We start from the raw sequence: 24,915 nt of genomic DNA on the forward strand, positions 1-24,915 counted from the left end.
GCCACAAGCGGAAGGAACCCTCCCATGACGCTGCCTCCGGCCCTGCTCAAGGGCGACGAACTGTTCGAGCACGACGCCAGTGCTCCCTACGACGCCTCCCGTGACCTCTCCAAGTACCTGCTGATGCACTACGGCAGCCTGGAGGACCTGTTCAACCGGGGCCAGCATCCGCTGGCCGCGGCCCACGGCTACTGCCAGCGCCTCTCCGACCTGATGCGTTCGTGCGCGGAGCGCACCGGGACGACGGTGGCGCGCGCGCTCGACATCGGGTGCAGCGTGGGCGGTGTGACACACGCGCTCAGCGGCTGGGTACGCGACGAGGTGGTCGGCGTCGACGTCAGCCACCGCTCGATCGAGATCGCCCAGACACTGACCGAGCACGGCGGCGGCACGTTCTGCGTCATCGAGCAGGGCCCCTTCTACCGCGAGATCGTGATCCGGATCGACGAGCCCGGCCGTCGTTCCGGGGTGACCTTCGAGGTCGGCGACGCGAACGCGCTGCGGACCCCGGAGAAGGCGTACGACGCGGTCGTGCTCTCCAACGTCCTGGACCGGGTGCAGCAGCCGGCGGCCTGTCTGGAGCAGTTCTCCGCCTCGGCGGACATCCTCCGCAGCGGTGGCCTGATGATGGTCGCCTGTCCCTGGTCGTGGTATGCCGAGTACAGCGCCCCGAGCGAGTGGCTGGGCTCGGCCGCGACCGCCACGCCGAGCGAGGAGGCCCTCCGCGCCCTGCTGCGGGACGGCTTCGAGCTGGTCGCCGAGGTCGACGAGCCCGGTGTGCTGCGGCAGAACCCCCGCGAGTACGACTGGTTCGACTCACACGTCACCGTCTGGCGCAAGCGGTGACCGGATCGTTGACCATGGGGGATGAGGCGGTGCTCCCGCTGTCGTACGCCCAGCGCCGGCTGTGGTTCATGTACAAGCTGGACGGCCCGTCGGCGACGTACAACGTTCCGCTGATCAACCGCTTCAGCGTCCGGGTCGACCCGGACGCGCTGTGGGCGGCGGTGGCCGACGTGGTCACCCGGCACGAGGTGTTGCGGACGGTCTACGTCGAGATCGACGGTGAGCCGGCGCAGCGCGTCCTGCCCCCGGCCGAGGCGCGGATCGACACCGCGCACGAGACGGTCGCCGCCGACGAGGTGGACGCGCGGGTGGCCCAGCTCTGCACGCGCGCGTTCGACCTGTCCACCGAACTTCCGCTGGCGGTACGGCTGTTCACGGTCGCCGACGACGACCACGTGCTGGTGCTGGTCCTGCACCACATCGCGGCCGACGGCGCGTCGATGGGGCCGCTGGGCCGGGACCTGTCCCAGGCGTACGCGGCCCGACTGGCCGGCACGGCCCCGACATGGGAGCCGCTACCGGTGCAGTACGGCGACTACACGCTCTGGCAGCGGGACCTGCTCGGCACCGACGACGACCCGGCCAGCGAGCTCAACCGGCAGTTGGACTTCTGGCGGCGCACCCTGCGGGGGCTGCCGGAGGAACTGACGCTCCCCACCGACTTCCCCCGGCCGGTCCAGTCGTCCCATCGGGGCGGCACGGTCGAGTTCACCGTCGACGCGGAGACCCACCGGCGACTGCGGGGCCTGGCCCAGGCGGAGCAGGTGACCGTGTACATGGTCGTCCAGGCGGCCGTCGCCACCCTGCTCACCCGCCTCGGCGCCGGCACCGACGTCCCGTTGGGCACCGCGGTGTCGGGCCGGTCGGACGAGGCACTGGACGACCTGGTCGGGTTCTTCGTCAACTCGCTGGTGCTGCGCACCGACACCTCCGGTGATCCGACCTTCGTCGAGCTGCTGCACCGGATCCGGGCGCTGGACCTGGCCGCCTTCGACCACCAGGACCTGCCGTTCGAACGTCTCATCGAGGAGCTCCAGCCGACCCGTTCCCTGTCCCGGCACCCGCTGTTCCAGGTCTTCTTCATGGTGGCCAGCGGCGGTACCGAGGACGTACCGCTGCTCGGGCTGGCCGGGACGCCGCAACGCTCCGCCCACGACGTGGCCAAGTTCGACCTCTCCTTCGTCCTCGCCGAGCAGCGGGACGAGGCCGGCGAACCGGCGGGGATCAAGGGCCTGGTCGAGTACGCCCAGGACCTGTTCCACCCCGACTCGGCGCAGGCCGTCGCCGCGCAGTTGGTCCGGGTCCTGGCGACGGTGGCGGCCACGCCGCGACAGCCGATCAGCGGGATCGACCTGTTGGACGAGGCCACCCGGAACCGGCTGCTCGACACCGCCAGCGCCACCGCCCGTCCGCTGCCGGACGGTTCGATCCTGGACATGATCGCCGAGCAGGTGGCACGGCGGCCGGACGCGGTCGCGGTGGTCGCCGGGGACCGGGAGCTGACCTACCGGGAACTCGACGAGCAGGCCGACCGGCTGGCCGGCATCCTCCGCCGGTGCGGGGTGGGTCCGGAGCGGTTCGTCGCCCTTCCCCTGGACCGGTCGGAGCGTCTGCTCGTGGCGATCCTGGCGGTGTGGAAGGCCGGTGGGGCGTACCTGCCGATCGACACCGATCACCCGGCGGAGCGGATCTCCTTCATGCTCGACGATGCCCGGCCGGTGCTGATGCTGACCGACCGGGAGTCCGCGGACGCGCTGCCCGACGTCGACGGGTGTCCGCGCATCGTGCTGGACGAGGCGGTGGCGACCGGGCTGCTGCCGCAGGCCGCCGACGCCGTCCGCCCGGTGGTGGCACCCGCCAACGCCGCCTACGTGATCTACACGTCGGGGTCGACGGGACGCCCCAAGGGGGTCGTCGTGACCCATGCCAACCTGGTCAACTACCAGGTCGCCATCGGCGAGTTCCTGTGCCTGACCGAACGGGACCGGCTCGCCGCGATCACGACGGCGGCGTTCGACATGTCGGTTCTCGACCTGTTCGCCCCGCTGGTCGCCGGGGCCACGGTGGTGCTGGTCCGCCGGGAGACGGTGCACGACCCGACCGCGCTGGCGCAGGTGGTCCGCGACCAGGGTGTCACCGTCATGCAGACCACGCCGAGCCTGTGGCAGGTGCTCCTGGCGACCGTGCCGGAGCCGATGCGGGGCCTCATGTTGATCACCGGGGGCGAGGCCCTGTCCCGTCAGCTCGCCGACCGGATGCGCGCTGTCGGCCGCCGGGTGATCAACGGATACGGCCCGACCGAGACGACCGTCAGCTGCACGGACGCGGTGATCGACGACCGGCCCGGACCGCCGTCGATCGGGCATCCCGTCGCCAACACCCGGGCGTACGTCCTGGACGAGCGCCTGCGTCCGGTGCCGGAGGGCACGGCAGGCGACCTGTACGTCGGTGGCACCTGCGTGACCCGGGGCTACCTGGGGCGGCCGGGGTTGACCGCCAGCCGGTTCGTCGCCGACCCGTACGGCGAGCCCGGCGCGCGGATGTACCACACCGGTGACCTGGTCCGCTGGGCGCGCGACGGTCACCTGGAGTACCTGGGCCGCACCGACGACCAGGTGAAGATCCGCGGGTTCCGGATCGAGCTGGGCGAGATCGTCGCGGCGCTCGACGCGCACCCGGACGTGGCCGCCTCGGTGGTCACCGTCCACACCGGCGGCAACGGCGACCGCTCCCTGGTCGGCTACCTCGCCCGACGGCCCGGGACCGAACCGGACCTGGACGGTGTCCGGGCGCACCTGGCCGCCCGGCTGCCCGACTACATGGTGCCCCCGTCGTTGGTCGTGCTGGACGCACTGCCGCTCAACGCCAACGGCAAGGTGGACCGGGCGGCGCTGCCGGAGCCGCAGCGGCGGACGGGCGGACGACCGCCGGCCACCCCCCGCCAGCAGATCCTCGTCGACCTGTTCGCCGAGGTGCTGGGCGTGCCGAACCCGGGGGTAGACGAGAGCTTCTTCGACCTGGGTGGACACTCGCTGCTCACGCCCCGCCTGGTGAACCGGATCCGGGCGGTGCTCGGTGTCGACGTCGGGGTCCGGACGGTGTTCGCCGCGCCGACCGTCGCGCAGCTCGACCGTCTCCTCGACCACGGTCAGGCGACCGGGCTGGAACCGGTGCTGACCTACCGCCGTTCGGGCGAGCGGACCCCGGTCTTCGTGCTGCCGCCCGCGAACGGGCTCGGCTGGGGCTACTCGGCCCTGCCCCGGCACGTTCCACCGGGGCACCCGATCCACGCGCTCCAGGACCCGAGGCTCGCCGGCGGGACGGTCGACGACCTTAGCGTGGCCGAGCTGGCCGCCGGATACCGCGACCGGATCACCGCGATCCAGCCCGCCGGTCCGTACGTGCTCGCCGGATGGTCGTTCGGGGGCACCCTGGCCCACCGGGTGGCGGTGGAGCTCCGGGCCGGTGGCGCCCAGGTGGCGTTGCTCGTCCTGTTCGACGCCCGGCCGGGTGGCGAGGGTCCGTACGAGCCGACCGAGGAGGAGGCCCACTACGTCGCCCTGGACGGGGTGAACACCGACGCGGGTCGGACCCGGCGGGAGCAGCTCGTGGCCGCGCAGAGCCCGCTGGCCTCGTTGGACGACGCGACGCTGGACCGGCTGGTCGCGGTGACGGCGGCGAACATCCGGGCGATGTCCGTCAACTCGCCCGTCCGGTTCGACGGTCCGGTCCTCGGCTTCGTCGCGACCCGGCACAACAAGGACTCCGACCTGCTCTGGCAGCCGTTCCTCACCGGCGGGGCGGAGTTCCACGACCTGGACTGCGGCCACCTCGACATCGTCCGGACGGACGCCATGTCCCGAATCGGCCCGATCATCGCGGAAAGGATGAGCGACCTTGACTGAGCGAACGGTCAAACAGCTGACCAGGAGCCGGAAGCGGATGTGGGGTTGGACATACCGATGATGCCCACCGCACTGCTGCCCCACCCGGGCCTGATCCGCGCCACGCCGCCTCCGGCGCTCGAGTCGACGGCCATGGCCCGGATCCTGGCCGTCGGCACGGCGACCCCGGAGACGGCCTACTCCCAGCGGGAACTCCTCGACATCTTCGACATCCGGGATGCCAGGATCCGCTCGGTCTACCTGAACAGCGCCATCGACCGGCGGTTCCTAACCCTGCCGGAGCCGGACGCCGACGGTGTGCGCGCGATGGAGACCACCGGCCAACTGCTGGCCAAGCACAAGGCACAGGGCATCGCGATGGGCAGTCGCGCGGTGCAGGAGTGCCTGAAGCAGATCGGCGCGGACCTCTCCGACGTCCACTACCTGCTCTGCGTCACCTCCACCGGGTTCCTCACCCCGGGCTTCAGCGCCCTGCTGATCCGGGAACTCGGGCTCGACCGGCACACCAGCCGCGCCGACATCGTCGGCATGGGCTGCAACGCGGGGCTGAACAGCCTCAACGCGGTCGCCGGCTGGGCCCGTGCCCACCCCGGCGAGCTGGCCCTGATGGTCTGCATCGAGGCCTGCTCGGCCGCGTACGTCTTCGACGGCACCATGCGTACCTCGGTGGTGAACAGCCTCTTCGGCGACGGGTCGGCGGCCATCGCGGTGGTCGCCGGGACCGAGCCCGACCCGGCCACCGACCAGCCGCTCACCCCGCGCATCGTCGACTTCACCAGCTGCATCATCCCCGAGGCGGTGGACGCGATGCGCTACGACTGGGACAGCGCGCAGAACGGGTTCAGCTTCTACCTCGACCCGGACATCCCGTACGTCGTGGGCGCGCACGCCCGGCTGACCGTGGACCGGCTGCTCGGTCGGGCCGGCCTGCGCCAGTCCGACATCGCGCACTGGCTCGTGCACTCCGGGGGCAAGAAGGTCATCGACGCCGTCGGCGTCAACCTCGGCCTGACCCGTTACGACCTGCGGCACACCACCGGTGTCCTGCGCGACTACGGCAACCTGTCGAGCGGGTCGTTCCTCTTCTCCTACGAACGCCTGATCCAGGAGGGCACCGTCCGTCCCGGCGAGTACGGCGTCCTCATGACGATGGGGCCCGGTTCCACCATCGAGACCTGCCTGGTCCGCTGGTGAACCGCCCGGCGCACCTTCCATCCCTGCCACCCCACACGGGAGAAGACATGCAGCTCCAGCACTCCATCGACGGGAGCGAGCCGCTCGCTCCGGCGATCGTCGCGGCGCTCGACGCCTTCATCGACACCGTCGAGGACGCGCCCGCCGGTGCCGTCGCGCTGCTCGACCTCACCGGCGTCCCCGCGCCGACCGCCACCGACCGGCCGCCGCTGGCCGTGGTGAACCGGTGGGAGCGGGTCCTGCGCCGCCTGGAGCGGGTCGGCACGACGACCGTCGCCGTGGTCCGCGGGGACTGCGGCGGCACCGCCGTCGAGGCCCTGCTCGCCACCGACCTGCGGGTCGCCACCACCGACGCCCGGCTGCACCTGCCGGTCACCGACGGGGGCGCCTGGCCCGGGATGGGCCTCTACCGGCTGGCGAACCAGGTCGGGTACGCCCGGCTGCGGCGCTCGGTGCTCTTCGCCGAGGCGATCCCCGCCGCCCGGGCGCTCACCCTGGACCTCGTCGACGAGGTCACCGACGACGTCGCGACGGCCGTCGCGGAGACCGTCGCCGCGCTCGCCGCCACCGCCGGCCCCGACGTCGCGGTCCGCCGCCAGCTCATGCTCGACGCGACGACCATCCCGTTCGAGGAGGCTCTCGGCCGCCACCTCGCCGCCTGCGACCGGCTGCTGCGGCGGCCCCGATCGGAGGGGGCGCACGATGTCGCGGCTCTCGTCTGAACCGGTCGGGACCCTGCCCGCCGCCCGCGCGGTCACCGCCGCCGCGGCACGGGTCGACGACCTGCTCGCCACCCTGCCCGGACCGGCCGAGCGGTCGCCGGAGCAGCGGGCGGCCGTCACCGAGGCCCGCCGGCAGGCCCGGGACCTGGCCGACGCGTTCCTGCGCGGCCACGTGGACCGGCTCTACGACGAGGTGACCGGGGAGCGTTCCCGCCACCTGCGGCTGGACGAGGTCTGCGCGGCGGTCGCCGAGGCGGTGCCCGGTCTCGTGCCGACCCGCGCGCAGGTCGCCGCCGAGCTGCGGCTGCCGCCGGCGGAGAAGGAGGGGCTGGATACCGACCAGAGCATCCTGGTCAGTCACCTGCTCCGGTCGGACCTCGCCGGGCCGCACCTGCTGGAGGCCATGCGCCGGCCCACCGCGCGGGCGCTGGCCCTGCTGCCCGAGTTCGCGCGCACCGGCGTCGCACGGCTGGACTCGGTGCGCGTGGAGGTCCGGGACGGCGCGGCCCACCTGACCATGCAGCGGGACGACTGTCTCAACGCCGAGGACAACGCGCAGGTCGAGGACATGGAGACCGCCGTCGACCTGGCCCTGCTGGCTCCGTCGGTGCGGGTGGGTGTGCTGCGCGGTGGGGTGATGACCCATCCCCGGTACGCCGGGCGCCGGGTGTTCAGCGCCGGCATCAACCTGCGGTGTCTCCAGGCCGGGCAGATCTCCTACGTGGACTTCCTGCTCCGTCGGGAGCTGGGCTACATTGCCAAGATCGTCCACGGGCTGACCGGTGAGCGCGACCGGGCCTGGGACGGCGACGTGGTGCAGAAGCCGTGGATCGCGGCGGTGGACTCCTTCGCCATCGGTGGTGGCGCGCAGCTCGTGCTGGCCTGCGACCGGGTGGTGGCCGAACGGGACGCCTTCTTCAGCCTGCCGGCGGCCCAGGAGGGCATCGTGCCGGGGGTGGGTAACCTGCGCCTCGGACGGGTCGCCAACGGCCGGCTGTCCCGGCAGGTCATCCTCGCCGGGCGGCGCATCTCGGCGAGCGAGCCGGACGGGAAGCTGTTCTTCGACGAGGTCGTCCCGGCCGAGGAGATGGACGCGGCGGTCGCGGCGGAGGTCGCCCGGATGGACGCCCCGGCGGTGGTGGCGAACCGGCGGATGCTCAACCTCGCCGAGGAGCCGCAGGAGTGGTTCCGGGCCTACCTGGCCGAGTTCGCCGTCCAGCAGGCCCGCCGGCTCTACAGCGAGGACGTCATGCACAAGGTCACCCGTTTCGCCGCGGCCCCCCGGGCGGCGGCGGTGACGGACTGACCTGAGACGGAGAAGGAGCGCGCAACGGTGACGCAGGACGTCGACGAGCCCCGGGTCCGGTACGAGAAGCGGGGCCGGGTCGCGTACGTGACGCTGAACCGGCCGCACGTGCTCAACGCCATGGACCTGCGGACGCACGAGGAACTCGGGCGGGTGTGGGACGACTTCGAGGCCGACGACGAGCTGTGGGTGGCGGTGCTGACCGGCGCCGGTGACCGCGCGTTCTCCACCGGACAGGACCTCAAGGAGCGGGCCGACCGGGACCGCGCCGGGTCCGGTCCGACCACGTTCGGCAGTCGGGGGCAGCCCGGCTGGCCCCGACTGACCGAACGGTTCGAGTTGTCCAAGCCGGTCGTGGCCCGGGTGCGCGGTTACGCCCTGGGCGGCGGCTTCGAGCTGGCGCTGGCCTGCGACGTCGTCGTGGCCTCCGAGGACGCGGTGTTCGCGCTGCCGGAGGCCCGGCTCGGCCTGGTCGCCGGCGCGGGCGGGGTCTTCCGGCTGGCCCGGCAGCTGCCGTTGAAGACGGCGATGGGTCACCTGCTGACCGGTCGTCGCCTGGACGCGCGGCGGGCGTGGCAGCTCGGGCTGGTCAACGACGTGGTGCCCGCCGACGAGCTCGACGACTGCGTCGCGGGTTGGGTGGCCGACCTGCTGCGCAGCGCTCCCCTGGCGGTCCGGGCGATCAAGCAGGCCGCGATGCGGTCGGTGGACATGCCGCTGGAGCAGGCGTTCACCGCCCACTACGAGTGGGAGCAGCGGCGGTCGACCAGCCGGGACGCGGTGGAGGGCCCCCGGGCGTTCGTGGAGAAGCGCGATCCGGTCTGGGAGGGCAGGTGACCGGTCCGTCGGAAGGACTACCGTAACGAGCTATCGCGATATATCGTTACTGTGTCCACACCCGACGGAGGTCGACCGATGTCCGAGCACCGCTCCGGGGTTCCCCGGCACGTCCACATCGGGCCGGACGGGGACCCGGGTGCCCTGCCCCCGTTCCCGCCCCTGCCGGCCAAGCCGGCTCCCCCGCTTCCGCCCCCGCCTCCACCCCCGCCACCGCCGCCTGGCGGGGGACGGGCGGGCCGGATGCGCCGAGGCGACGTCCGGGCCGCGCTGCTGGCGCTGCTGCACGAGCAGCCCCGCAACGGCTACCAGCTCATCCAGGCAGTCGCCGAGCGCAGCGGCGGCCGGTGGCGGCCCAGCCCCGGCTCGGTCTACCCGGCACTGGCCCAGTTGGAGGAGGAGGGCCTGGTGGGGGTGACCGGCACCGGGACGGACCGGCGCTGCCACCTCACCGAGGCCGGGCACGCCTTCGTCGCGGCGCACGAGGACCGCGTCAACGAGCCGTGGCAGGCGGTCGACCGGCTGCTGCCCGACCGGGTCACCGAGGTACGCCGTGCCCTCGACGGGCTGGCCTCGGCGGTGACCCAGGTGACCGCGACCGGCAACGACGAGCAGCTGACCCGGGCCGGGCGGGTGCTGGACGCGGCCCGACGCGACCTGTACCGCATCCTCGCCGACGACGACACGCCCGCCGGCTCCTGAGCCCGTCCCCGACCGACCCGACCCCTGACAGGAGAGCCCGCGATGAGTGCCCAGCCCGGCGGCACGGCCGTGCGCGACACGGAGGTGGTCGCCGAGAAGCCGCTCCGGCGCAACCGCGACTTCCAGCTGCTGTGGAGCGGCTCGGCCTTCGCCTTCCTCGGCCGGGAGATCACCGACCTCGTCTACCCCCTGATGGTCCTGGCCATCACCGGGTCCCCCGCCTGGGCGGGCGCGTTCGGCGGCGTGCAACTGTTCATGGCCCTGCTGGTCGGCATCCCGGCCGGCAGCGTCGCCGACACCTACGACCGGCGGAAGCTGCTCATCGTGATGGAGACCGCCCGGGCGACCGCCTCGGCGAGTGTCCTGGTGGCGGTGCTCCTCGATGCCGTCACCCTGCCGCACCTGCTGGGCGTGGCCGTCGTGGTGGGCACGGTCGGACCGCTCGGCGGCTCGGCGCGGATGCTCCTGGTCCGGGCGGTCGTACCACCCCGGCAGCTCACCGCCGCGCTGACCCAGGAGGAGGTGCGCACGCACGCGGCGGCTCTCGGCGGGCCTCCGCTGGGCGGTCTGCTCTACGGCCTCGCCACCCTGCTGCCCTTCGTCGCGACCGCGGTGTCGTTCACGGTGTCGTTGATCTGCGCTCTCTTCGTCCGCGTTCCCCGTCGCGACGACGCCCCGGCCGCGCCGGTCGAGGAGGGCGGGACGGTCCGCCGGGCCCTCGCCGGACTCGCCCTGCTCTGGCGGGTGCCGACCCTGCGACACAGCACCATCTTCGCCACCGCGCTGAACGGGGTCACGGCGCCGCTCTTCCTCATCGTGCTGGTGATGCTGGACCGCGCCGGGGCCTCCCCCACCATGATCGGGTTGACCTCGGCCGGGCTGGCGGTCGGCGGGCTCGCCGGCACCCTGCTGGTCCGTCCGCTGCACCGCGCGTTCTCGCCGGGGACGCTGATGCTGGTCCTCGGCGGCACAGCGGTGGCGTTCATCAGCGCGCTGGCCCTGCCGCTGGGAGCCTGGTGGCTGGCGACCGCGCTGTTCCTGCTCGGCCTCGGCGGCCCGTCGATGCGGGTGCTCGTCGACATCCTGATCTTCCGGCAGGTGCCCGACGAGCAGCGCGGTCGGACGTTCACGGCGTTCATGACGGTGCTCGGGGCCGGTGCCTCGCTCGGCCTCTTCGCCTCCGGCCAGCTGCTGGAGCGGCTCCCCGCCGCGTACGCGATCCTCACCCTGGCCGGTGTCCTGGCCCTCGCCGTCGGGTGGGCCCTCACCGACCGGCGGATCCGCGAGGCCCGGTGGCCGGACGAGTCGCGGTAGCGGTCAGCGCCAGCGGACCGACACAAGTCCGAGCTGCGCGGCGGCGACACCGAGACCGAACCGACCCTGCACGCCCAACTGCTCCCCGATCAGCGCCACCCGACGGCGGACGGTGCGCGGGCTGACGTTCAGCCGCAGCGCCGTCGCCTCGTCGGTGTGTCCGGCGGCCAGTTGGCGCAGGATGTCCCGGTCCAGCTTGCTGACCTCTAAAGTGGGCAGGGATTCGCCAGCGAGCGGGGCGGCAGCGAGTCCGTTGTGGACGGGCATGGGTCGTTCCTCCTGAGTTCGCTGGACCAGCCACGCCACGGCCGGCCCGCCCCAGTGTCGCAAGCCCTGCCTTCCCAAACGCTTCCCGTCCGGTTCCATCGACGACCGTAACATTGCTTGTGGTGCCACTTCGTTACGGCGGAAGTCCCGACACGTAGGGCGGGGACGCCGTCGCGAGGAGTATCGTCGCGGAAACTGCGACCCGGGGGGGTGAGGGGTGGAAGTTCGCATACTGGGACCGGTGGAGGTGTGGCACGCCGGCGCCCCCGTGCGTCTCGCCCGGCGCCAGCAGCGGCTGATCCTCGGCATCTTCGCGCTCCGCGCCAACGAGCTGGTCTCGTCCAACCAGCTGATCGACCTGCTCTGGGGCGACTCGCCACCCCGTCAGGCGCGGGCCGTCGTGCAGACCCGGGTCAGTGAACTGCGCGCCGTCCTCAATGGCTCCGCCGACGCGGCGGTGCGCCTGCGCACGCGGGGCGGCGGCTACCTGCTCGAGTCCGCGCCGGAGGCGATCGACGCGCAGCACTTCCTCACCCTGGTCCGGGCCTCCCGCGCCGAGCGGGACGGCAACGCCGCCATCCGGACCCTGCGCCGGGCCCTCGACCTGTGGCGGGGGCCGGTGTTGGGCGGAGACGTCCCCAACGAACTCTGCGCGACCCTCTGCCAGGGACTGGAGTCCGCGCGTCTGACCGCCACCGAGGAACTCTTCGACCTGGAACTGGGGCTCGGCAACCAGCAGCGCATCGTGGACGAGCTCCTCGCCACCGCACGGGTCAACCCCGCCCGCGAACGGCTCGTCGGCCAGCTCATGCTGGCCCTGACCCGGGTCGGCCGCAGCGCCGAGGCGCTCAGCTACTACGACGAGTGGCGCCGGTGGCTCGCCGACGAGTTCGGTGTCGACCCGCAGCCGGACGTCCAGCGGCTGCACCTGTCCATCCTGCGCGAGGGGGAGGGCGAGCCGCCGGTCGACGCCCCGGACGACGCCCTGCCGGTGGGGGTCGCCGACCAGTCGGGGGTGGCCTTCCGGGGCGGGGTGCCCCGACTGCTGCCGCCGGACGTGAGCGACTTCACCGGACGCACGACGGAAATCGACCGGATCCGCCGGTTGCTCACCGCGCCGACCCGTACCGGCGTGGCGGTGGTCGCCGTGACCGGCCCCGGCGGGGTCGGCAAGACGGCGCTGTCGGTACACGTCGCGCACACGCTCCAGGAGGACTTCCCCGACGGGCAGATGTACGCCAACCTGCGCGGACCGGACCACCGCACCCCGATCGACCCCGCCGAGGTGCTCGGTCGTTTCCTGCGGGCGCTCGGGGTCGACGGCGCAGCCGTGCCGGAGACCATCGAGGAACGGGCCGACCTCTACCGTGACCTGCTCGCCGAGCGCCGGGTGCTGGTGGTGCTCGACAACGCGGCCTCCGACGACCAGATCGCCCCGCTCGTGCCGGCCGGACGCCGATGCGCGGTCATCATCAACGGTCGCACCCACCTCGGTTCCACCTTCGGCGCGCCCGCCCTACGACTGGAGATCTTCGAGCCGGGGCAGGCGGTGGAACTGCTGGGGCACGTCGCCGGCCCCGCCCGGCTGCGGGCCGAGCCCGACGCCGCCGCGGAGCTCTGCCGCCAGTGCGGGTTCCTCCCGTTGGCGCTGCGCGTGCTCGGCGCCCGGCTCGCGGCGAAGCCACACTGGAGCGTGGCGAAGCTGAGCGGGATGCTGCGCGACGAGAGCGGGCGCCTCGACCAGTTCAGCTACCACGAGCTGGACGTCCGGGCGAGCCTGGCGATCAGTTACGCCGGGCTCTCGCCGGCCGCGCAACGGCTGCTGCGCCTGACCGGTCACGTCGACCTGGCCTACACCGACTCCTGGATCGCGGCGGCGCTGCTGGACGTCAGCGCCGCCCAGGGCGAGTCGTTGCTGGAGGAGTTGTTCGACGGGCAACTGGTCGACGTCGCCGAGGCCGACCCGGTGAGCGGCTCCCGGTTCCGCCTGCACCACCTCGTCCGCCTCTTCGCCCGCGAGCGCGCCGACGCCGAGGACGACAGCGACGAGCTGACGGCGGCCCGCATCCGGGTGTTCGGCGCCTGGCTGTCCATGGCGGACGGTGCCTACCGGGCGATACACGGTGGGCCGTACCAGACGGTCCGGGTCTCCGTCGAGCGGTACGCGGTCGACGACGCCCAGCGGATCCGGCCCGCCGAGGAGCCGGTCACCTGGTTCGAGAGCGAACGGGCCGCGCTGGCCGTGGTCGCCCGCCGGGCCGCGCAGGAGGGCCACGCGGCGGCGTGCTGGGAACTGGTCAACATCACCTCGCCGTTGTTCCAGATGCGACGCTACTTCACCGAGTGGCACGAGCTGATCGTCCTGGCTCTCGACGCGGCGCAGGCGGCCGGCGACCGGCTGGGCGAGGCGACGATGCTGTACCGCCTCGCCATGCACAGTACCGACCGCCGTGAGTTCGGCCGGGCCGAGGAGTACATCGCCCGGTCGCTGGAGCTCTTCGCCACCACCGGCAGCCTGCACGGGCGGGCGCTCGTGAATGCCTTTGCCGCGTCGCTGAGCCGTATCAAGGGCCACGAACGCGAGGCACTCGTCCGATACAAGGAGGTACTGCCGGAATTGGTGGACGCCCGGGACTGGAGTTCCGCCGCGCTCGCACTCCGGGGCATCGGACAAATACATCTGAACCAGCAGGACCATTCGACCGCCGACCACTATTTCGGTCAGGCACTGGACATGTGCCGCCTCGGCGGATCGACAAGGCTGGAAGCGCAGGTGCTGTTCTGGCAGGGCATGCTCCGGGTACGTCAGGAGCGTTTCACCGAAGCCGAACCGCTGTTCTCCCGGGTTCTGTCGGCTAGCCGACAGCTCGGCGACCTCACCGGGGAAGGTCAGGCCCTGCACGGGCTCAGCCTCTGCTACCAGGGGCGTGGCCAGGTGGAACGCGCCCGGACGACCCTGCACACCGCCCTCGTGCTCTGCCGGCAGCCGCGCCCCACGCTGCTGGAGGGAACCATCCGTCGCGCCCTGGCGGATCTCGAATCGGCGACCGGTGGCCGGAACCGGTCAACAGTTCCCATTAGTGCAGACACCCTTCCTCGCGTGGACTAACGTCGATGACACCAGAACGCGAGAGGAAGTCACGATGCAGGAATTCATGGCGCAGTCCACCTCCTACCGCAACGATTGGGAGTGGCACTGAGTCGATGTCCGAGTGGCCGCGACGGTGGAACACCGGAAGCAGATATCGGTCTTGACGATTCATGATTCCGGCGGCATCCGGAGTCGCCGGCCCGGTGCCGGCGCCGGACGACCGCGCGGCACCGACCACGTCGGGTCCCCGGGCGGGCGATAGGGTCGGTCCCCATGCGGAGCAAGCAGGAACTGGGCGAGGCCATCCGGCGACACCGTCGCGCCGTGCTGGTGATCAACGCCCGTTCCCGCCGGGGTCGTCGCCGCTACGACCACGCGCGGTCCCGACTTCGGGCAGCCGGATTCGACCTGCTCGGCACGTACCCGGTGGACCGTCCCGGCCAGTTGGAGAAGAGCCTCACGGCCGCCGCCGCCCTGGCACCGGACCTGCTCGTGGCCGGCGGCGGGGACGGCACGCTCAGCGCCGCCGCCCGGCTGCTCGCCCACCGGGACATGGCCCTCGGCCTGCTGCCGCTGGGCACCACCAACAACTTCGCCCGGACGGTCGGCGTGCCGCTCGACCTCGACGGGGCCGTCGCGGTCCTCACCGACGGCAAGGTCATCGACGTCGACCTCGGCCTGGCCGGGGACGTGCCGTTCGCCAACCACGTCGGGATCGGGCTCTCCGCCGACATCATGCTCCGGACCCCACCCCGGCTGAAGCGGATCACCGGCCGGCTCGCGTACCCGCTGACCGCGCTGGCGCTGCTTGCCCGGCACCGGCCGATGCGGGCCACCCTCCGGTCTGCCGGGGCGGAGCACGGGTTCGTCACCCACCAGCTGTACGTGGCCAACGGCGGCTTCCACGCCGGGCGGCCGATCACCGCCGACGCCGACGCCGACGACCGGCTGCTGGTCGCCTACCCGGTGGGTGGGCCGACCCGGCGCGGCCTGCTGCGCGACACGGCCCGCAACGCGGCCACCGGGCACCGCCGCACGCTCGGCGACGAGCCGTTCCTCGCGGTACACGAACTCTGGCTGGAGACCGACCGCCCGGCGCGGGTCGAGGTCGACGGGGAACTGTGCGGGCAGACCCCGATCCGACTCGGCCTGGCCGCCAACGCGCTGCGGGTGATGGCCCCCGCCGACAGCCCGGACCGCTGACGTCCGACCCGACGACGGCTCCGGCGCGCCGCCGCGCCAGCGCCGCGACCGCGCGCCGCCCCCGACGTCCGGTCGTCGTGGCGACCCCACCCTTGCCAGAGCACGACGGATCGTGTCGTACTGGATCCGGTACGTCACGGAGGTGTCGATGGACGGGCAGAGGCCGCTGGTGGTGGATCCGACGGGCCGCGACATCCACGGGGAGGGCGCCCGGCTCCGGCGACGGGGGCCGGTGGCCCGCGTCGAACTCCCCGGTGGGGTCGAGGCTTGGGCGGTCAGCAGTCCCGACCTGCTGCGGCGGCTGCTCACCGACCCCCGGGTCTCCAAGGATCCGCGTCGGCACTGGCCGACCTGGATCGACGGGCGGATCTCCCCCGAGTGGCCGCTGTACTCCTGGGTCGCCGTGCGGAACATGTTCACCGCCTACGGCGACGAGCACCGGCGGCTGCGGACGCTGGTCGCCCGGGCCTTCACGGCGCGCCGGACCGCCGCCCTGCGACCGCGCGTCGAGGAGATCACCACGAACCTGCTGGACCGCGTCGCCGAGGCAGGGCGACACGGGAACGTGGTCGACCTGCGGGAGACGTTCGCCTACCCGCTGCCCATCCAGGTGATCAGCGAGCTGTTCGGCCTGCCCGGAGAACGGCGGGCGGAACTGCGGTCCATCGTCGACAGTGTCTTCCACACCTCCGCCGGCCCGGAGGAGGTCACCGCCACGTACGCCCGGCTCTACGCCGTCCTGGGTGACCTCGTCGCCGCGAAGCGGCGGTCACCCGGCGACGACATGACCAGCGCGCTGATCGCCGCCCGCGAGGACGAGGGCGGCACCCGGCTCAGCGAACAGGAACTGCTCGACACCCTGCTGCTCATGATCAGCGCGGGTCACGAGACCACCGTCAACCTGATCGAAAACGCCGTCCACGCCCTGCTCACCCATTCCGAACAACGCGCCCACGTGATGTCGGGCCGCGCCTCCTGGGACGATGTGATCGAGGAGACGCTGCGGCAGGACGCGCCGGTGGCCAACCTGCCGCTGCGGTACGCGGTCCAGGACATCGAACTCGCCGGCACGCTCATCCGCCGGGGCGAGGCCATCCTGGTCGCGTACGCCGCCGCCGGCCGCGATCCGGAGCGGTACGGCGCGGACGCCGACCGCTTCGACGTCACCCGGACCGACAAGGAGCACCTGTCCTTCGGTCACGGCGCGCACCACTGCCTCGGTGCCCCGCTGGGTCGCCTGGAGGCGCGGGTGGCGCTGCCGGCGCTCTTCGCCCGGTTCCCCGGACTCACCCTGGCCGTGCCGCCCGGGCAGGTCGAGCCGGTGGAGTCCTTCATCTCCAACGGACACCGGACCCTGCCCGTACACCTCGGCCCGAGCTGACCCACCCGAGGTGCCGGCGCTCGGCGCCGCCCCCGGTCCTCGCCTGCGGACCGGCTCCCGCCACGACGCGGCGGGAACCGGGTCCCCTCACCCGCCGGCGACCAGGTCGCAGACCTCGTCGGCGCTGCCCCAGGAGAGGGTCATCCCCGCGCCCGCGTGTCCGTAGGCGTGCACCAGCAGCCCCCCGTCGCGGCGTTCCGCCTCCACCCGGGGGCCGCCCTGCCGGGCCGGCCGCAGGCCGATCCGCTCGCCGAGCACCGGCGCGACGGCGAGTTCGGGCACCAGCGCGACCGCCCGGCGGAGAATGCCCGCCCGGGCCGCCGGGTCGGGGTCGAGGTCCGCCCGACCGGGTTCGAAGGTGCCGCCGAGCACCACGTCCCGGCTGCGCGGATGCACGTAGGTGATGCCCTCGGGATCGTCCTCGTCGCGGACCGACACGTCCAGGCCGGGGTTGGCGACCAGCACGACCTGGCCGCGTACCGGGAGCACGGTCGGGTCGCCGCAGAGCGCGCCGGCGGCCAGGCCGGCGGCGTTGACCACCACCGGCGCCTCGGCGAAGAGGGCGTCGAGCGACTCCACCCGGCGTCGCACCACCTGGCCGCCGCCGGCCACCAGCCGGTCGCCCAGCCAGTCGAGGTACGTGGCCGTCTCGGCCAGCGGGGCCACGAAGCGCAACTCGCGCACGTACGGCGCGGGCGCGTCGACGGCCTGCACGTCCCCGGCCGCCTCCGCCCACCAGGGCAGGCCGTCTGCGGCCTGGCGCTGGAACATCCGGGTCCGGCGCAGCAGCACGCCGGGCACCCCGTCGGCGGCCTGCCGGCGGAACTCCTCGTAGGTGGTGGCCGCCCAGCGCAGCACGCGCGGATCGGCGTCGGTGTGGGTCGGATACCAGACCGCCGCCGCGACCGTCGAGACCAACCGCTCCGGCGGATCGGCGGTGAACACCGTGACCCGCGCGCCCCGCTCCTGCAACCGGACCGCGGTCGTCAACCCGACGATGCCGCCCCCGACGACGATGACATCTCCCACGCCGCACCTCCCTTTCCCCGGCATCGTGCCCTGCCGGCGCCAGCGACCACCACCGGCCCCGCGCGGCGCCGCCGTCGTCAGCGGTCCATGCTGGTCGTCCCGGACGTGACGCCACAGTATTCGGTCGGCGATCCGACGGCGACGCCCCTCCGACCGTGTGGGCGGCCGACGGGGTCCGGTCAGCCGGGGAAGGTCAGGGTGGTCGGGACGTGCGCGCGCACCTGCACGCTCGACGGACCGGGGACCCCCGGCGGAAGGGCCAGCAGGATGGTGCGGTCGTGGGCGGCGGTGAAGGTGGCCGAGGTGGGTCGACCGTCCCGCCAGGCGAGGTCGACCAGCACCGGTCCCCGGGCGCGCAGCCCTCGGACCGTCCCGTCCGGCCAGGCCGGTGGCAGGGCGGGCAGGAGCCGTAGCCGGCCGTTGTGGCTCTGCACCAGCAGCTCGGCGATGGCGGCGGTGGCCCCGAGGGTGCCGTCGATCTGGAAGGTCGTCGGTGGTTGGAGGTTGAGCAGGTTCGGGGCCGTGTAGTGGGTGAACAGCTCGCGCAGGCCCTCGGCGGCGGCGACGCCGTCCCCGAGGCGGGCCCAGAGGCCGATGGTCCAGGCCCGGCTCCAGCCGGTGCTGCCACCACCGGCGTCCAGCCGGGCCCGCAGGGAGCGGCGGGCCGCCGCCGACCACGCCGGGGTGTCGACCGGGTCCACGGCGGTGCCCGGACAGAGGCCGTAGAGGTGGGACAGGTGCCGGTGGCCGGGGTCGACCTCGGTCACCGGCGCGGACCACTCACACAGCCGTCCGTCCGGGCCGACCACCGGCTCGGGCAGCCGGCCCCGGGCGGCACGGACGCGCCGGACCAGGTCGCCGTCGGCACGGGCGGTCGGGTCGCCGCCGGCGCGGGCGACCCGGTCGGCGGCGGTGAGGGTGGCCCGGAACAGGTCCCGCAGCAGCCAGACGTCCATCGTGGTCATCACGTCCACCGACACCTCGCGGCCGGCGGGGTCCCGGTAGGTGTTCTCCGGCGAGGTCGACGGGCAGCTCACCAGCCGGCCGGTCCCCTCCGGGGTGAGGAAGTCGAGGAAGAACGCGGCCAGGCCGCGCAGCAGCGGCCAAACCCGGCCGGCGAGGAACTCGTCGTCCCCGGCGAATTCGGCGTGGTCGACCAGGTGCAGGGTCAGCCACACCCCGCCCATCGGCCACATCGCCCACATCGGGTCGTCCCGGCCCTCCCCCACCGGCCAGCTCGTCCGCCACAGGTCGACGTTGTGGTGGGCGGTCCAGCCGGCGCAGTCGTAGAGCGAGCGGGCGGTGCGTGCCCCGGAGACGGCCAACTCGTCCACCATGTCGAACAGGGGCCGGTGGCACTCCGGCAGGTTGGTCGTCTCCGCCGCCCAGTAGGTCATCTGGAGGTTGATGTTGACGGTGTGGTTGCTGCTCCACGCCGGCTGCACGTCCTCGCACCAGACGCCCTGAAGGGTGGCCGGCTGGCTACCCGGTCGCGACGCGGCGATCAGCAGGTAGCGGCCGTAGGCGAAGAGCGTGGCGGCCAGCCCGGGGTCGGCGTGCCCGGCCCGGACCCGGGCGAGACGTTCGTCGGTGGGCACGGCGTCCAGGGCCGGGTCACCCGGCAGGTCGAGGTGGACCCGGTCGAACAGCGCCCGGTGGTCGGCCTCGTGCCGGGCGGCGAGCCGGTCCGGGCCGACGGCGGTGGCCGCGTCCAGGGTCGCGGTGACCGCGTCGAGCAACCGCCGCCGGTCGTCGTGCGGCACCCGGTCCCAGCCCCGGTACGCCGTCTCCGCCGCCACCAGCAGGGTCGCCTCCCGGGTGCCGGTGACCCGGAGGGTGTCGCCGTCGGCGGTGACCGTTCCCGGCCGGGCGAGCACCCGCACCGCGTACCCGAAGCACATGCCCTCGCCGGGGGTGTAGACGACCGGCTCGGACCGGTCGGGATGAGGTGGGGGCACGTGGGCGGGGACCCGGCCCCCGGCGGCGACGGTCACCGGGTCGGGACGCGTGGTCCAACCCTCGCGGTGCGGGTGGCGCAGGGTGACGGTGACGTCGAGCGGATGGTCGCCGCGCAGCCGGACCACCAGGACGTCGTCCGGGGCGGAGCAGAACGCGGTGCGGACCGTCGCGCCGGTGCGCGCGGTAGCCACCGCCCGGGTGAGGTCCAGTTCCCGCCGGCAGTCACCGCCGGTCGGGGCGACGAGGTCGACGAGCAGGTCGCCGAGGGGCTGGTAGGCCTCGCTGTTCGGACCCTGCAACCGCTTCGAGGCGACGCCGGCGGCGGCCGGGTCGCCCTCGTCGAGCAGGAGGCGGCGGACCTCGGCGAGGGTGGCGGGGCCGCCCGTCACGCCGTGCGTGCGGGGTCCGCCGGACCAGAGGGTGTCGGCGTTGAGGGCGATCCGGTCCCGGGTGCGACCGGCGTGCACCATCGCGCCGAGCCGGCCGTTGCCCAGCGGCAGCGCGTCCATCCAGCTCGTGGCGGGGTGGTGGAAGCGGATCCGGGGACCGGGCCGGGTGGTCGTCGGGTCAGGCACCGGCCCGCTCCCGGACCACCGCGACGCCCCCGGCGGGCAGGGTCACCGCGTCCTCGACCACCGCGCCGGTGAGCAGGTCGATCCCGGCGGTCGGCACCCGCTGCGCCGAAGCGGTGTGGTTGAGCAGGAACAGCCAGCTCGCCTCCGGGCTGCGGCGCCGCACCGCCTCGACGCCGGGCGGCGCGTCCGGGCAGGTCGGTGACGCACCGGCGGCGCGGGCCGCCTCGTCGAGCAGTCGCTGGTACGTGCCCTCGTCGGGGCGGGTGGAGACGTACCAGGCGACGCCGTCGCCGTACCGGTGGCGGGTTACGGCCGGCTGCCCGGCGAGCACCCCGGCCGCGTACGCGTCGACCGGTTCCGCCCCGGCGACCCGGACGGTCTCCGCCCAGAACCGGCCGGTGCCGCCGCCGGTCAGCGGGACCTCCTCGCCGTCGGCGAGCAGGTGGAACTCCTCCACCCGGACGCCGAGGACGTCCCGGTACGCCCCCGGGTAGCCGCCGAGCCGGATCCGGGCGTGCTCGTCGGCGACCCCACTGAGGTAGCCGATCACCACGTGCCCGCCGCCGTGGACGTGGTCGCGCACCCAGGCGGCGGTGTCGTCGTCGGCGAGGTAGAGGGCGGGCAGGACGAGCAACGCGTACCCGGTCAGCGGGTCGCCGGGGAGCACCGGGTCGCAGGCGTATCCGGCCCGCCGGAGCGCCCGGTGCGCGACGGCCACCTCGGTGTGGTGGTGGATCCGGTCGGACGGCAGGGCACGCTGCTGCAACGCCCAGCCGCTGGCGGCGTCCCAGGCGATGGCCACCGGGGCCTCGACGACCCCGGCGTCGACCTCGGCGAGCCGGTCCAGCATGCCGCCCAGCTCGACGGCCTCCCGGAAGATCCGGCTGTCCGGTCCGGCGTGCGGCACCAGGGCGGAGTGGAAGAGTTCCGCGCCGCCGCGCGGCGCGCGCCACTGGAAGAACATCGCCCCCCGGGAGCCCCGGGCGACGTACGCCAGGCTGTGCCGGGCCATCCGGCCGGGCTCCCGGGTGTGCATCCGCCCCGGCGTGTAGATCAGGTTGGGGGCACTCTCCATCAGCAGCCAGGAGCCGCGCGCGCCGGGCAGGTCGCCGTCGGTGGCGCGGGCGTGGTGGCGGGCGCCGTGCCGGGCCCAGCCCCGGGCCAGGTCGGCGGCGAGGGCGATCTGCTCCTCGGCGGCCGGCCCGGCGTCGGACGGGTAGTGGTCGATCGCGACCAGGTCGACCTCGGCGGCCCAACGGGCGTGGTCGACCGGCACCCAGTCGCCGAGCACGTAGTTGGTGGTGACCGGCACCCCCGGGGTCGCCGCGCGGAGCAGGTTCCGCTGCTCGACGTACGCGGCGAGCAGTTCGTCGGACCAGTAGCGCCGGAAGTCGAGCACCTGGCCCGGGTTGGGCAGGTACTGGGTGGCCCGGGGGGTGCTCACCTGCGCCCAGTCGGAGTGGTGCTGGCTCCAGAAGCTGGTGGTCCAGGCGTCGTTGAGCGCGTCGAGGTCCCGGTAGCGGTCCCGGAGCCAGCGTCGGAAGCCGGCCTCGGCGTGGTGGCAGTGGCAGGTGGTGCCGTACTCGTTGTGCACGTGCCAGAGCGCGAGCGCCGGATGGTCGGCGTACCGCTCGGCCAGCAGGCCGGTGATCCGGCGGGCGGCGGCGCGGTAGGCCGGCGCGGCGGCGCAGTAGGTGTCCCGGCTGCCGTGGTGCAGCCGGACGCCGTCGGCGGTGACCGGCAGCGCGTCCGGGTGGGCCAGGGAGAACCAGGGCGGGGGCGAGGCGGTGGGGGTGGCCAGGGCGACCCGGATGCCACCAGCGTGCAGCAGGTCGAGCACCTGGTCGAGCCAGTCGAAGGTGTACCGGCCGGGGGCGGGTTCGAGGCGGGACCAGGCGAAGACGCCGACGGTGACCAGGGTGACCCGGGCCTGCCGCATCAGCTCGACGTCCTGCTTCCAGACCTCCGCCGGCCACTGCTCCGGGTTGTAGTCGCCGCCGTAGCAGAGCCGACCGTCCAGCACCATGCCGCACTCCCACGCCTTTGTTTGGTGTCCAGCTAAATTAGGGCTGCCGTAATCCCTTGTCAACGTGGTTCACCCATCGATCGACGCCCGATGTCCGTTGACACTTTGTTGGGTATCCAAAGAAACTGGTGGGGTTGCCGATCCGGGGACCGAGGAGACGTCCATGCCGTACCGCCCGCCACTGGTGCCGTTCGAGACCTTCGTGGCCGACCCGCCCGACCTGCCGGTCCGCCGCGCCGGGGACGACGGCCCCGCCGTGGTCGCCCGGGCCGAGGTGGTGGAGACCGACGACCACGGGTTGACCCTCAAGAGCGCCACCTCCGACGGCGGCTCCCTGGTCGTCCGGGTGGAGGCCGCCGGCGACGGCGTGGTCCGGGTGCGGCTCGCCGAGGATCCGCAGGCCCGCAGCCGGTCCGCCCGGATCCTGCCGCTGGTCACCGCCGAGCCCCGGCCCGCCCGGGTCACCGTCGACGACGGGGTGGTCCGGCTCGACGCCGGGGCGGTCGTCGCCGAGATCCGGCTCGACCCGTGGCACCTGCGCTTCCTCGCCCCGGACGGGCGGGTCCTGCTCCAGCAGGACGGCGGCACCCTGGACATCTCCGGCCGGCGGCGCACCCTGCCGTTCGGCCGCTCCGGCTCCGGCGGGCAGCCGGTGGCGTACCACGAGAGCTTCGTGGCCCCCGGCGACGAGCGCTTCGTCGGCTTCGGGGAGAAGTTCACCCCGCTGGACAAGCGCGGCCAGCGTGCCCTGATGTGGAACTTCGACGCCTTCGGCAGCGAGTCGGACCGGGCGCACAAGTGCGTGCCGTTCTACCTGTCGAACCGGGGCTACGGGGTGCTGGTCGACAGTGGCCTGCCGGTCGAGTTCGACGTCTGCCAGTCCACCCACAGCAGCGTGCAGATCCTGGTTCCGGACGACGTGCTCGACTACTACGTCCTGGCCGGGCCGACCCCGACCGAGGTCCTCGACCGGTTCGACCGGCTCACCGGCCGGCCGTACCTGCCGCCGAAGTGGGCGTTCGGGTCCTGGATCTCCTCCGGCTTCTACCCCGACAGCCAGGAACGGGTGCTGGAGCGGGCCCGCCGCATCCGCGAGCGGGGCATCCCCTGCGACGTGCTGCACCTGGACTGCTACTGGCAGGTCGACGGGCGCTGGTCGGACCTCCAGTGGGACACCGAACAGTTCCCCGACCCGGCCGGCATGATGGCCACCCTCGCCGAGCAGGGGTTCCGGGTCTGCCTCTGGATCAACCCGTACGTCTCGGCCGACAGCCCGCTCTACGCCGAGGCGGCCGAGGCCGGCTACTTCCTGACCCACGCCGACGGGCGCACCTACGTGGCCGACGTCTGGCACGGCAGCCACGCGGCCAGCGCGATCGTCGACTTCACCGACCCGGAGGCGACCGACTGGTTCACCGGGCTGCTGCGCCCGCTGCTGGAACAGGGCGCGGCGGTGTTCAAGACGGACTTCGCCGAGGGGGTGCCGGCCGACGCGGTGGCCGCCAACGGCATGACCGGCGTGGAACTGCACAACGTGTACGCGCTGCTGTTCAACGACGCGGTCTCGGAGGTGACCCGGGAGGTGGCCGGGCACGACACCGTCTGGGCCCGGTCGTCCTTCCTCGGCGGCCAGCGGCACGCCGCCCAGTGGAGCGGCGACGTCAACGCCACCTGGCCGGCCCTGGCCAGCACGATGCGCGGCGGCCTCTCGCACGGGCTCTCCGGCATCCCGTTCTGGAGCCACGACACCGGCGGCTTCCACGGCACCCCCGAGCCCGACCTGTACGTCCGCTGGACCCAGTTCGGGGCGTTCTCGCCGCTGGTCCGGCTGCACGGCACCACCAGCCGGCTGCCCTGGGACTTCCCGGCCGAGACCGAACGGCACGCGGTGGCGGCGCTGCGGTTGCGCTACCGGTTCCTGCCGTACCTCTACTCCGCCGCGGCCGAGGCGGCCCGCACCGGGGCGCCGATGATGCGGGCCCTGCTGGTGGACACTCCGGACGACCCGACCGCGTGGACCCGCGACCTGGAGTACCGGCTCGGCCGGGACCTGCTGGTCGCCCCGATGTACGACCCGACCGGCCGGCGCACCGTCTACCTTCCCGACGGCGACCGGTGGGTCGACGCGCACACCGGCGAGGTGCACACCGGCGGGCGGCACCTGCGCGTCGACGTGCCGCTGGAGCGGACCCCGCTCTTCGTCCGGCACGGCGCGCTGTTGCCGGTCGGCCCCCCGGCCGACCGGATCGCCGACGGCCCGTTCACCGACGTCACGCTGGTGAGCTGGGGTGGCGTGGACGGTCGTACGGTCGTGCACGACTCCGACGGCGACACGGTCGTCACGGCGGTCCGCGACGGCGACACCCTGCGGGTCACCACCGACGGACCGCTGCGGCTGCGCGGGGTGGCCCTCGCGCCGGTGGCCGGGGCCGACGCACCGACCCGGGTGCTGCTCGACGACGTCGAGGTGCCGGCGGCACCGCTCGACGGGCTGTTCGACGCAGGCGCCTGACCCGCGAACGGCGCCCCGGCCGGAGAGGGTCGGGGCGCCGGAGCGC

At 73.5% G+C, this 24,915-nt stretch carries 16 protein-coding genes; 12 read left to right on the forward strand and 4 right to left on the reverse strand.

Annotation, left to right across the window (positions count from 1 at the left end; translation table 11 throughout):
* Positions 1–24 precede the first annotated feature (24 nt).
* The 8 genes from GA0070618_RS28955 to GA0070618_RS28990 all read left to right on the forward strand — a co-directional run bounded on the left by GA0070618_RS28955 (position 25) and on the right by GA0070618_RS28990 (position 10,826).
* On the forward strand, positions 25–846 hold the full coding sequence (locus GA0070618_RS28955; protein ID WP_088984455.1) for a methyltransferase domain-containing protein: 822 nt from the start codon (positions 25–27) through the stop codon (positions 844–846).
* Positions 843–4,751 (forward strand): non-ribosomal peptide synthetase, encoded by a 3,909-nt coding sequence (locus GA0070618_RS28960; RefSeq protein ID WP_088984456.1) that lies wholly within the window; start codon positions 843–845, stop codon positions 4,749–4,751. Before GA0070618_RS28955 ends, GA0070618_RS28960 begins: the two co-directional genes overlap by 4 nt.
* A 57-nt stretch (positions 4,752–4,808) precedes the next feature.
* Positions 4,809–5,945: a 3,5-dihydroxyphenylacetyl-CoA synthase DpgA gene (gene dpgA, locus GA0070618_RS28965; protein ID WP_088984457.1), complete on the forward strand. Its 1,137-nt coding sequence runs from the start codon at positions 4,809–4,811 to the stop codon at positions 5,943–5,945.
* Positions 5,946–5,992: 47 nt separating this feature from the next.
* Positions 5,993–6,667, forward strand: a complete 675-nt coding sequence (gene dpgB / locus GA0070618_RS28970) for an enoyl-CoA-hydratase DpgB (protein ID WP_088984458.1) — start codon at positions 5,993–5,995, stop codon at positions 6,665–6,667.
* Positions 6,648–7,973: a (3,5-dihydroxyphenyl)acetyl-CoA 1,2-dioxygenase DpgC gene (gene dpgC / locus GA0070618_RS28975; RefSeq protein WP_088984459.1), complete on the forward strand. Its 1,326-nt coding sequence runs from the start codon at positions 6,648–6,650 to the stop codon at positions 7,971–7,973. Before dpgB ends, dpgC begins: the two co-directional genes overlap by 20 nt.
* Before the next feature lie 27 nt (positions 7,974–8,000).
* Complete coding sequence (dpgD, locus tag GA0070618_RS28980; RefSeq protein WP_088984460.1) at positions 8,001–8,810, forward strand: enoyl-CoA-hydratase DpgD; 810 nt, start codon at positions 8,001–8,003, stop codon at positions 8,808–8,810.
* 78 nt (positions 8,811–8,888) lie between these two features.
* Positions 8,889–9,512, forward strand: a complete 624-nt coding sequence (locus GA0070618_RS28985; RefSeq protein WP_157749032.1) for a PadR family transcriptional regulator — start codon at positions 8,889–8,891, stop codon at positions 9,510–9,512.
* Positions 9,513–9,554: 42 nt separating this feature from the next.
* Positions 9,555–10,826 carry an MFS transporter gene (locus GA0070618_RS28990; RefSeq protein WP_088984462.1) on the forward strand — a complete coding sequence of 424 codons (1,272 nt, stop codon included), beginning with the start codon at positions 9,555–9,557 and terminating at the stop codon, positions 10,824–10,826.
* Positions 10,827–10,829: 3 nt separating this feature from the next.
* On the opposite strand, the gene GA0070618_RS28995 is transcribed toward GA0070618_RS28990, so the two are convergent.
* Positions 10,830–11,093: a helix-turn-helix domain-containing protein gene (locus tag GA0070618_RS28995; RefSeq protein WP_088984463.1), complete on the reverse strand. Its 264-nt coding sequence runs from the start codon at positions 11,091–11,093 to the stop codon at positions 10,830–10,832.
* Between the two features lie 241 nt (positions 11,094–11,334).
* On the opposite strand from GA0070618_RS28995, the gene GA0070618_RS29000 reads away from it, so the two are divergent.
* The 3 genes from GA0070618_RS29000 to GA0070618_RS29010 all read left to right on the forward strand — a co-directional run bounded on the left by GA0070618_RS29000 (position 11,335) and on the right by GA0070618_RS29010 (position 16,768).
* Positions 11,335–14,202: an AfsR/SARP family transcriptional regulator gene (locus GA0070618_RS29000; RefSeq protein WP_170107939.1), complete on the forward strand. Its 2,868-nt coding sequence runs from the start codon at positions 11,335–11,337 to the stop codon at positions 14,200–14,202.
* A 255-nt stretch (positions 14,203–14,457) separates the two neighbouring features.
* Positions 14,458–15,387, forward strand: coding sequence for a diacylglycerol/lipid kinase family protein (locus GA0070618_RS29005; RefSeq protein WP_088984465.1), 930 nt, complete (start codon positions 14,458–14,460; stop codon positions 15,385–15,387).
* Between the two features lie 148 nt (positions 15,388–15,535).
* Positions 15,536–16,768 (forward strand): cytochrome P450 family protein, encoded by a 1,233-nt coding sequence (locus tag GA0070618_RS29010; RefSeq protein ID WP_170107940.1) that lies wholly within the window; start codon positions 15,536–15,538, stop codon positions 16,766–16,768.
* An 87-nt stretch (positions 16,769–16,855) separates the two neighbouring features.
* On the opposite strand, the gene GA0070618_RS29015 is transcribed toward GA0070618_RS29010, so the two are convergent.
* The 3 genes from GA0070618_RS29015 to GA0070618_RS29025 form a co-directional block, all read right to left on the reverse strand.
* On the reverse strand, positions 16,856–17,797 hold the full coding sequence (locus GA0070618_RS29015) for an FAD-dependent oxidoreductase (protein ID WP_231931496.1): 942 nt from the start codon (positions 17,795–17,797) through the stop codon (positions 16,856–16,858).
* 179 nt (positions 17,798–17,976) lie between these two features.
* Complete coding sequence (locus tag GA0070618_RS29020; protein ID WP_088984467.1) at positions 17,977–20,331, reverse strand: glycoside hydrolase family 95 protein; 2,355 nt, start codon at positions 20,329–20,331, stop codon at positions 17,977–17,979.
* Entirely contained in the window at positions 20,324–22,357 is a 2,034-nt protein-coding gene (locus GA0070618_RS29025) for a beta-galactosidase (RefSeq protein WP_088984468.1), read from the reverse strand. The genes GA0070618_RS29020 and GA0070618_RS29025 overlap by 8 nt, the downstream gene beginning before the upstream one ends.
* A 163-nt stretch (positions 22,358–22,520) precedes the next feature.
* Here GA0070618_RS29025 and GA0070618_RS29030 point away from each other — a divergent pair, with 163 nt between their 5' ends.
* Entirely contained in the window at positions 22,521–24,869 is a 2,349-nt protein-coding gene (locus GA0070618_RS29030; RefSeq protein WP_088984469.1) for a TIM-barrel domain-containing protein, read from the forward strand.
* The last annotated feature ends 46 nt before the right edge of the window (positions 24,870–24,915 follow it).

This window comes from Micromonospora echinospora (genome assembly GCF_900091495.1).
GTDB classification, from domain to species: Bacteria; Actinomycetota; Actinomycetes; order Mycobacteriales; family Micromonosporaceae; genus Micromonospora; species Micromonospora echinospora.

What these genes read in the sequence shown, in the direction of transcription:
- GA0070618_RS28955 (WP_088984455.1), top strand. Translation starts at nt 25, where the DNA reads ATGACGCTGCCTCCGGCCCTGCTCAAGGGCGACGAACTGTTCGAGCAC.
- dpgA (WP_088984457.1), top strand. Translation starts at nt 4,809, where the DNA reads ATGATGCCCACCGCACTGCTGCCCCACCCGGGCCTGATCCGCGCCACG.
- dpgB (WP_088984458.1), top strand. Translation starts at nt 5,993, where the DNA reads ATGCAGCTCCAGCACTCCATCGACGGGAGCGAGCCGCTCGCTCCGGCG.
- dpgC (WP_088984459.1), top strand. Translation starts at nt 6,648, where the DNA reads ATGTCGCGGCTCTCGTCTGAACCGGTCGGGACCCTGCCCGCCGCCCGC.
- GA0070618_RS28985 (WP_157749032.1), top strand. Translation starts at nt 8,889, where the DNA reads ATGTCCGAGCACCGCTCCGGGGTTCCCCGGCACGTCCACATCGGGCCG.
- GA0070618_RS28990 (WP_088984462.1), top strand. Translation starts at nt 9,555, where the DNA reads ATGAGTGCCCAGCCCGGCGGCACGGCCGTGCGCGACACGGAGGTGGTC.
- GA0070618_RS28995 (WP_088984463.1), bottom strand. Translation starts at nt 11,093, where the DNA reads ATGCCCGTCCACAACGGACTCGCTGCCGCCCCGCTCGCTGGCGAATCC.
- GA0070618_RS29005 (WP_088984465.1), top strand. Translation starts at nt 14,458, where the DNA reads ATGCGGAGCAAGCAGGAACTGGGCGAGGCCATCCGGCGACACCGTCGC.
- GA0070618_RS29010 (WP_170107940.1), top strand. Translation starts at nt 15,536, where the DNA reads ATGGACGGGCAGAGGCCGCTGGTGGTGGATCCGACGGGCCGCGACATC.
- GA0070618_RS29025 (WP_088984468.1), bottom strand. Translation starts at nt 22,357, where the DNA reads ATGGTGCTGGACGGTCGGCTCTGCTACGGCGGCGACTACAACCCGGAG.
- GA0070618_RS29030 (WP_088984469.1), top strand. Translation starts at nt 22,521, where the DNA reads ATGCCGTACCGCCCGCCACTGGTGCCGTTCGAGACCTTCGTGGCCGAC.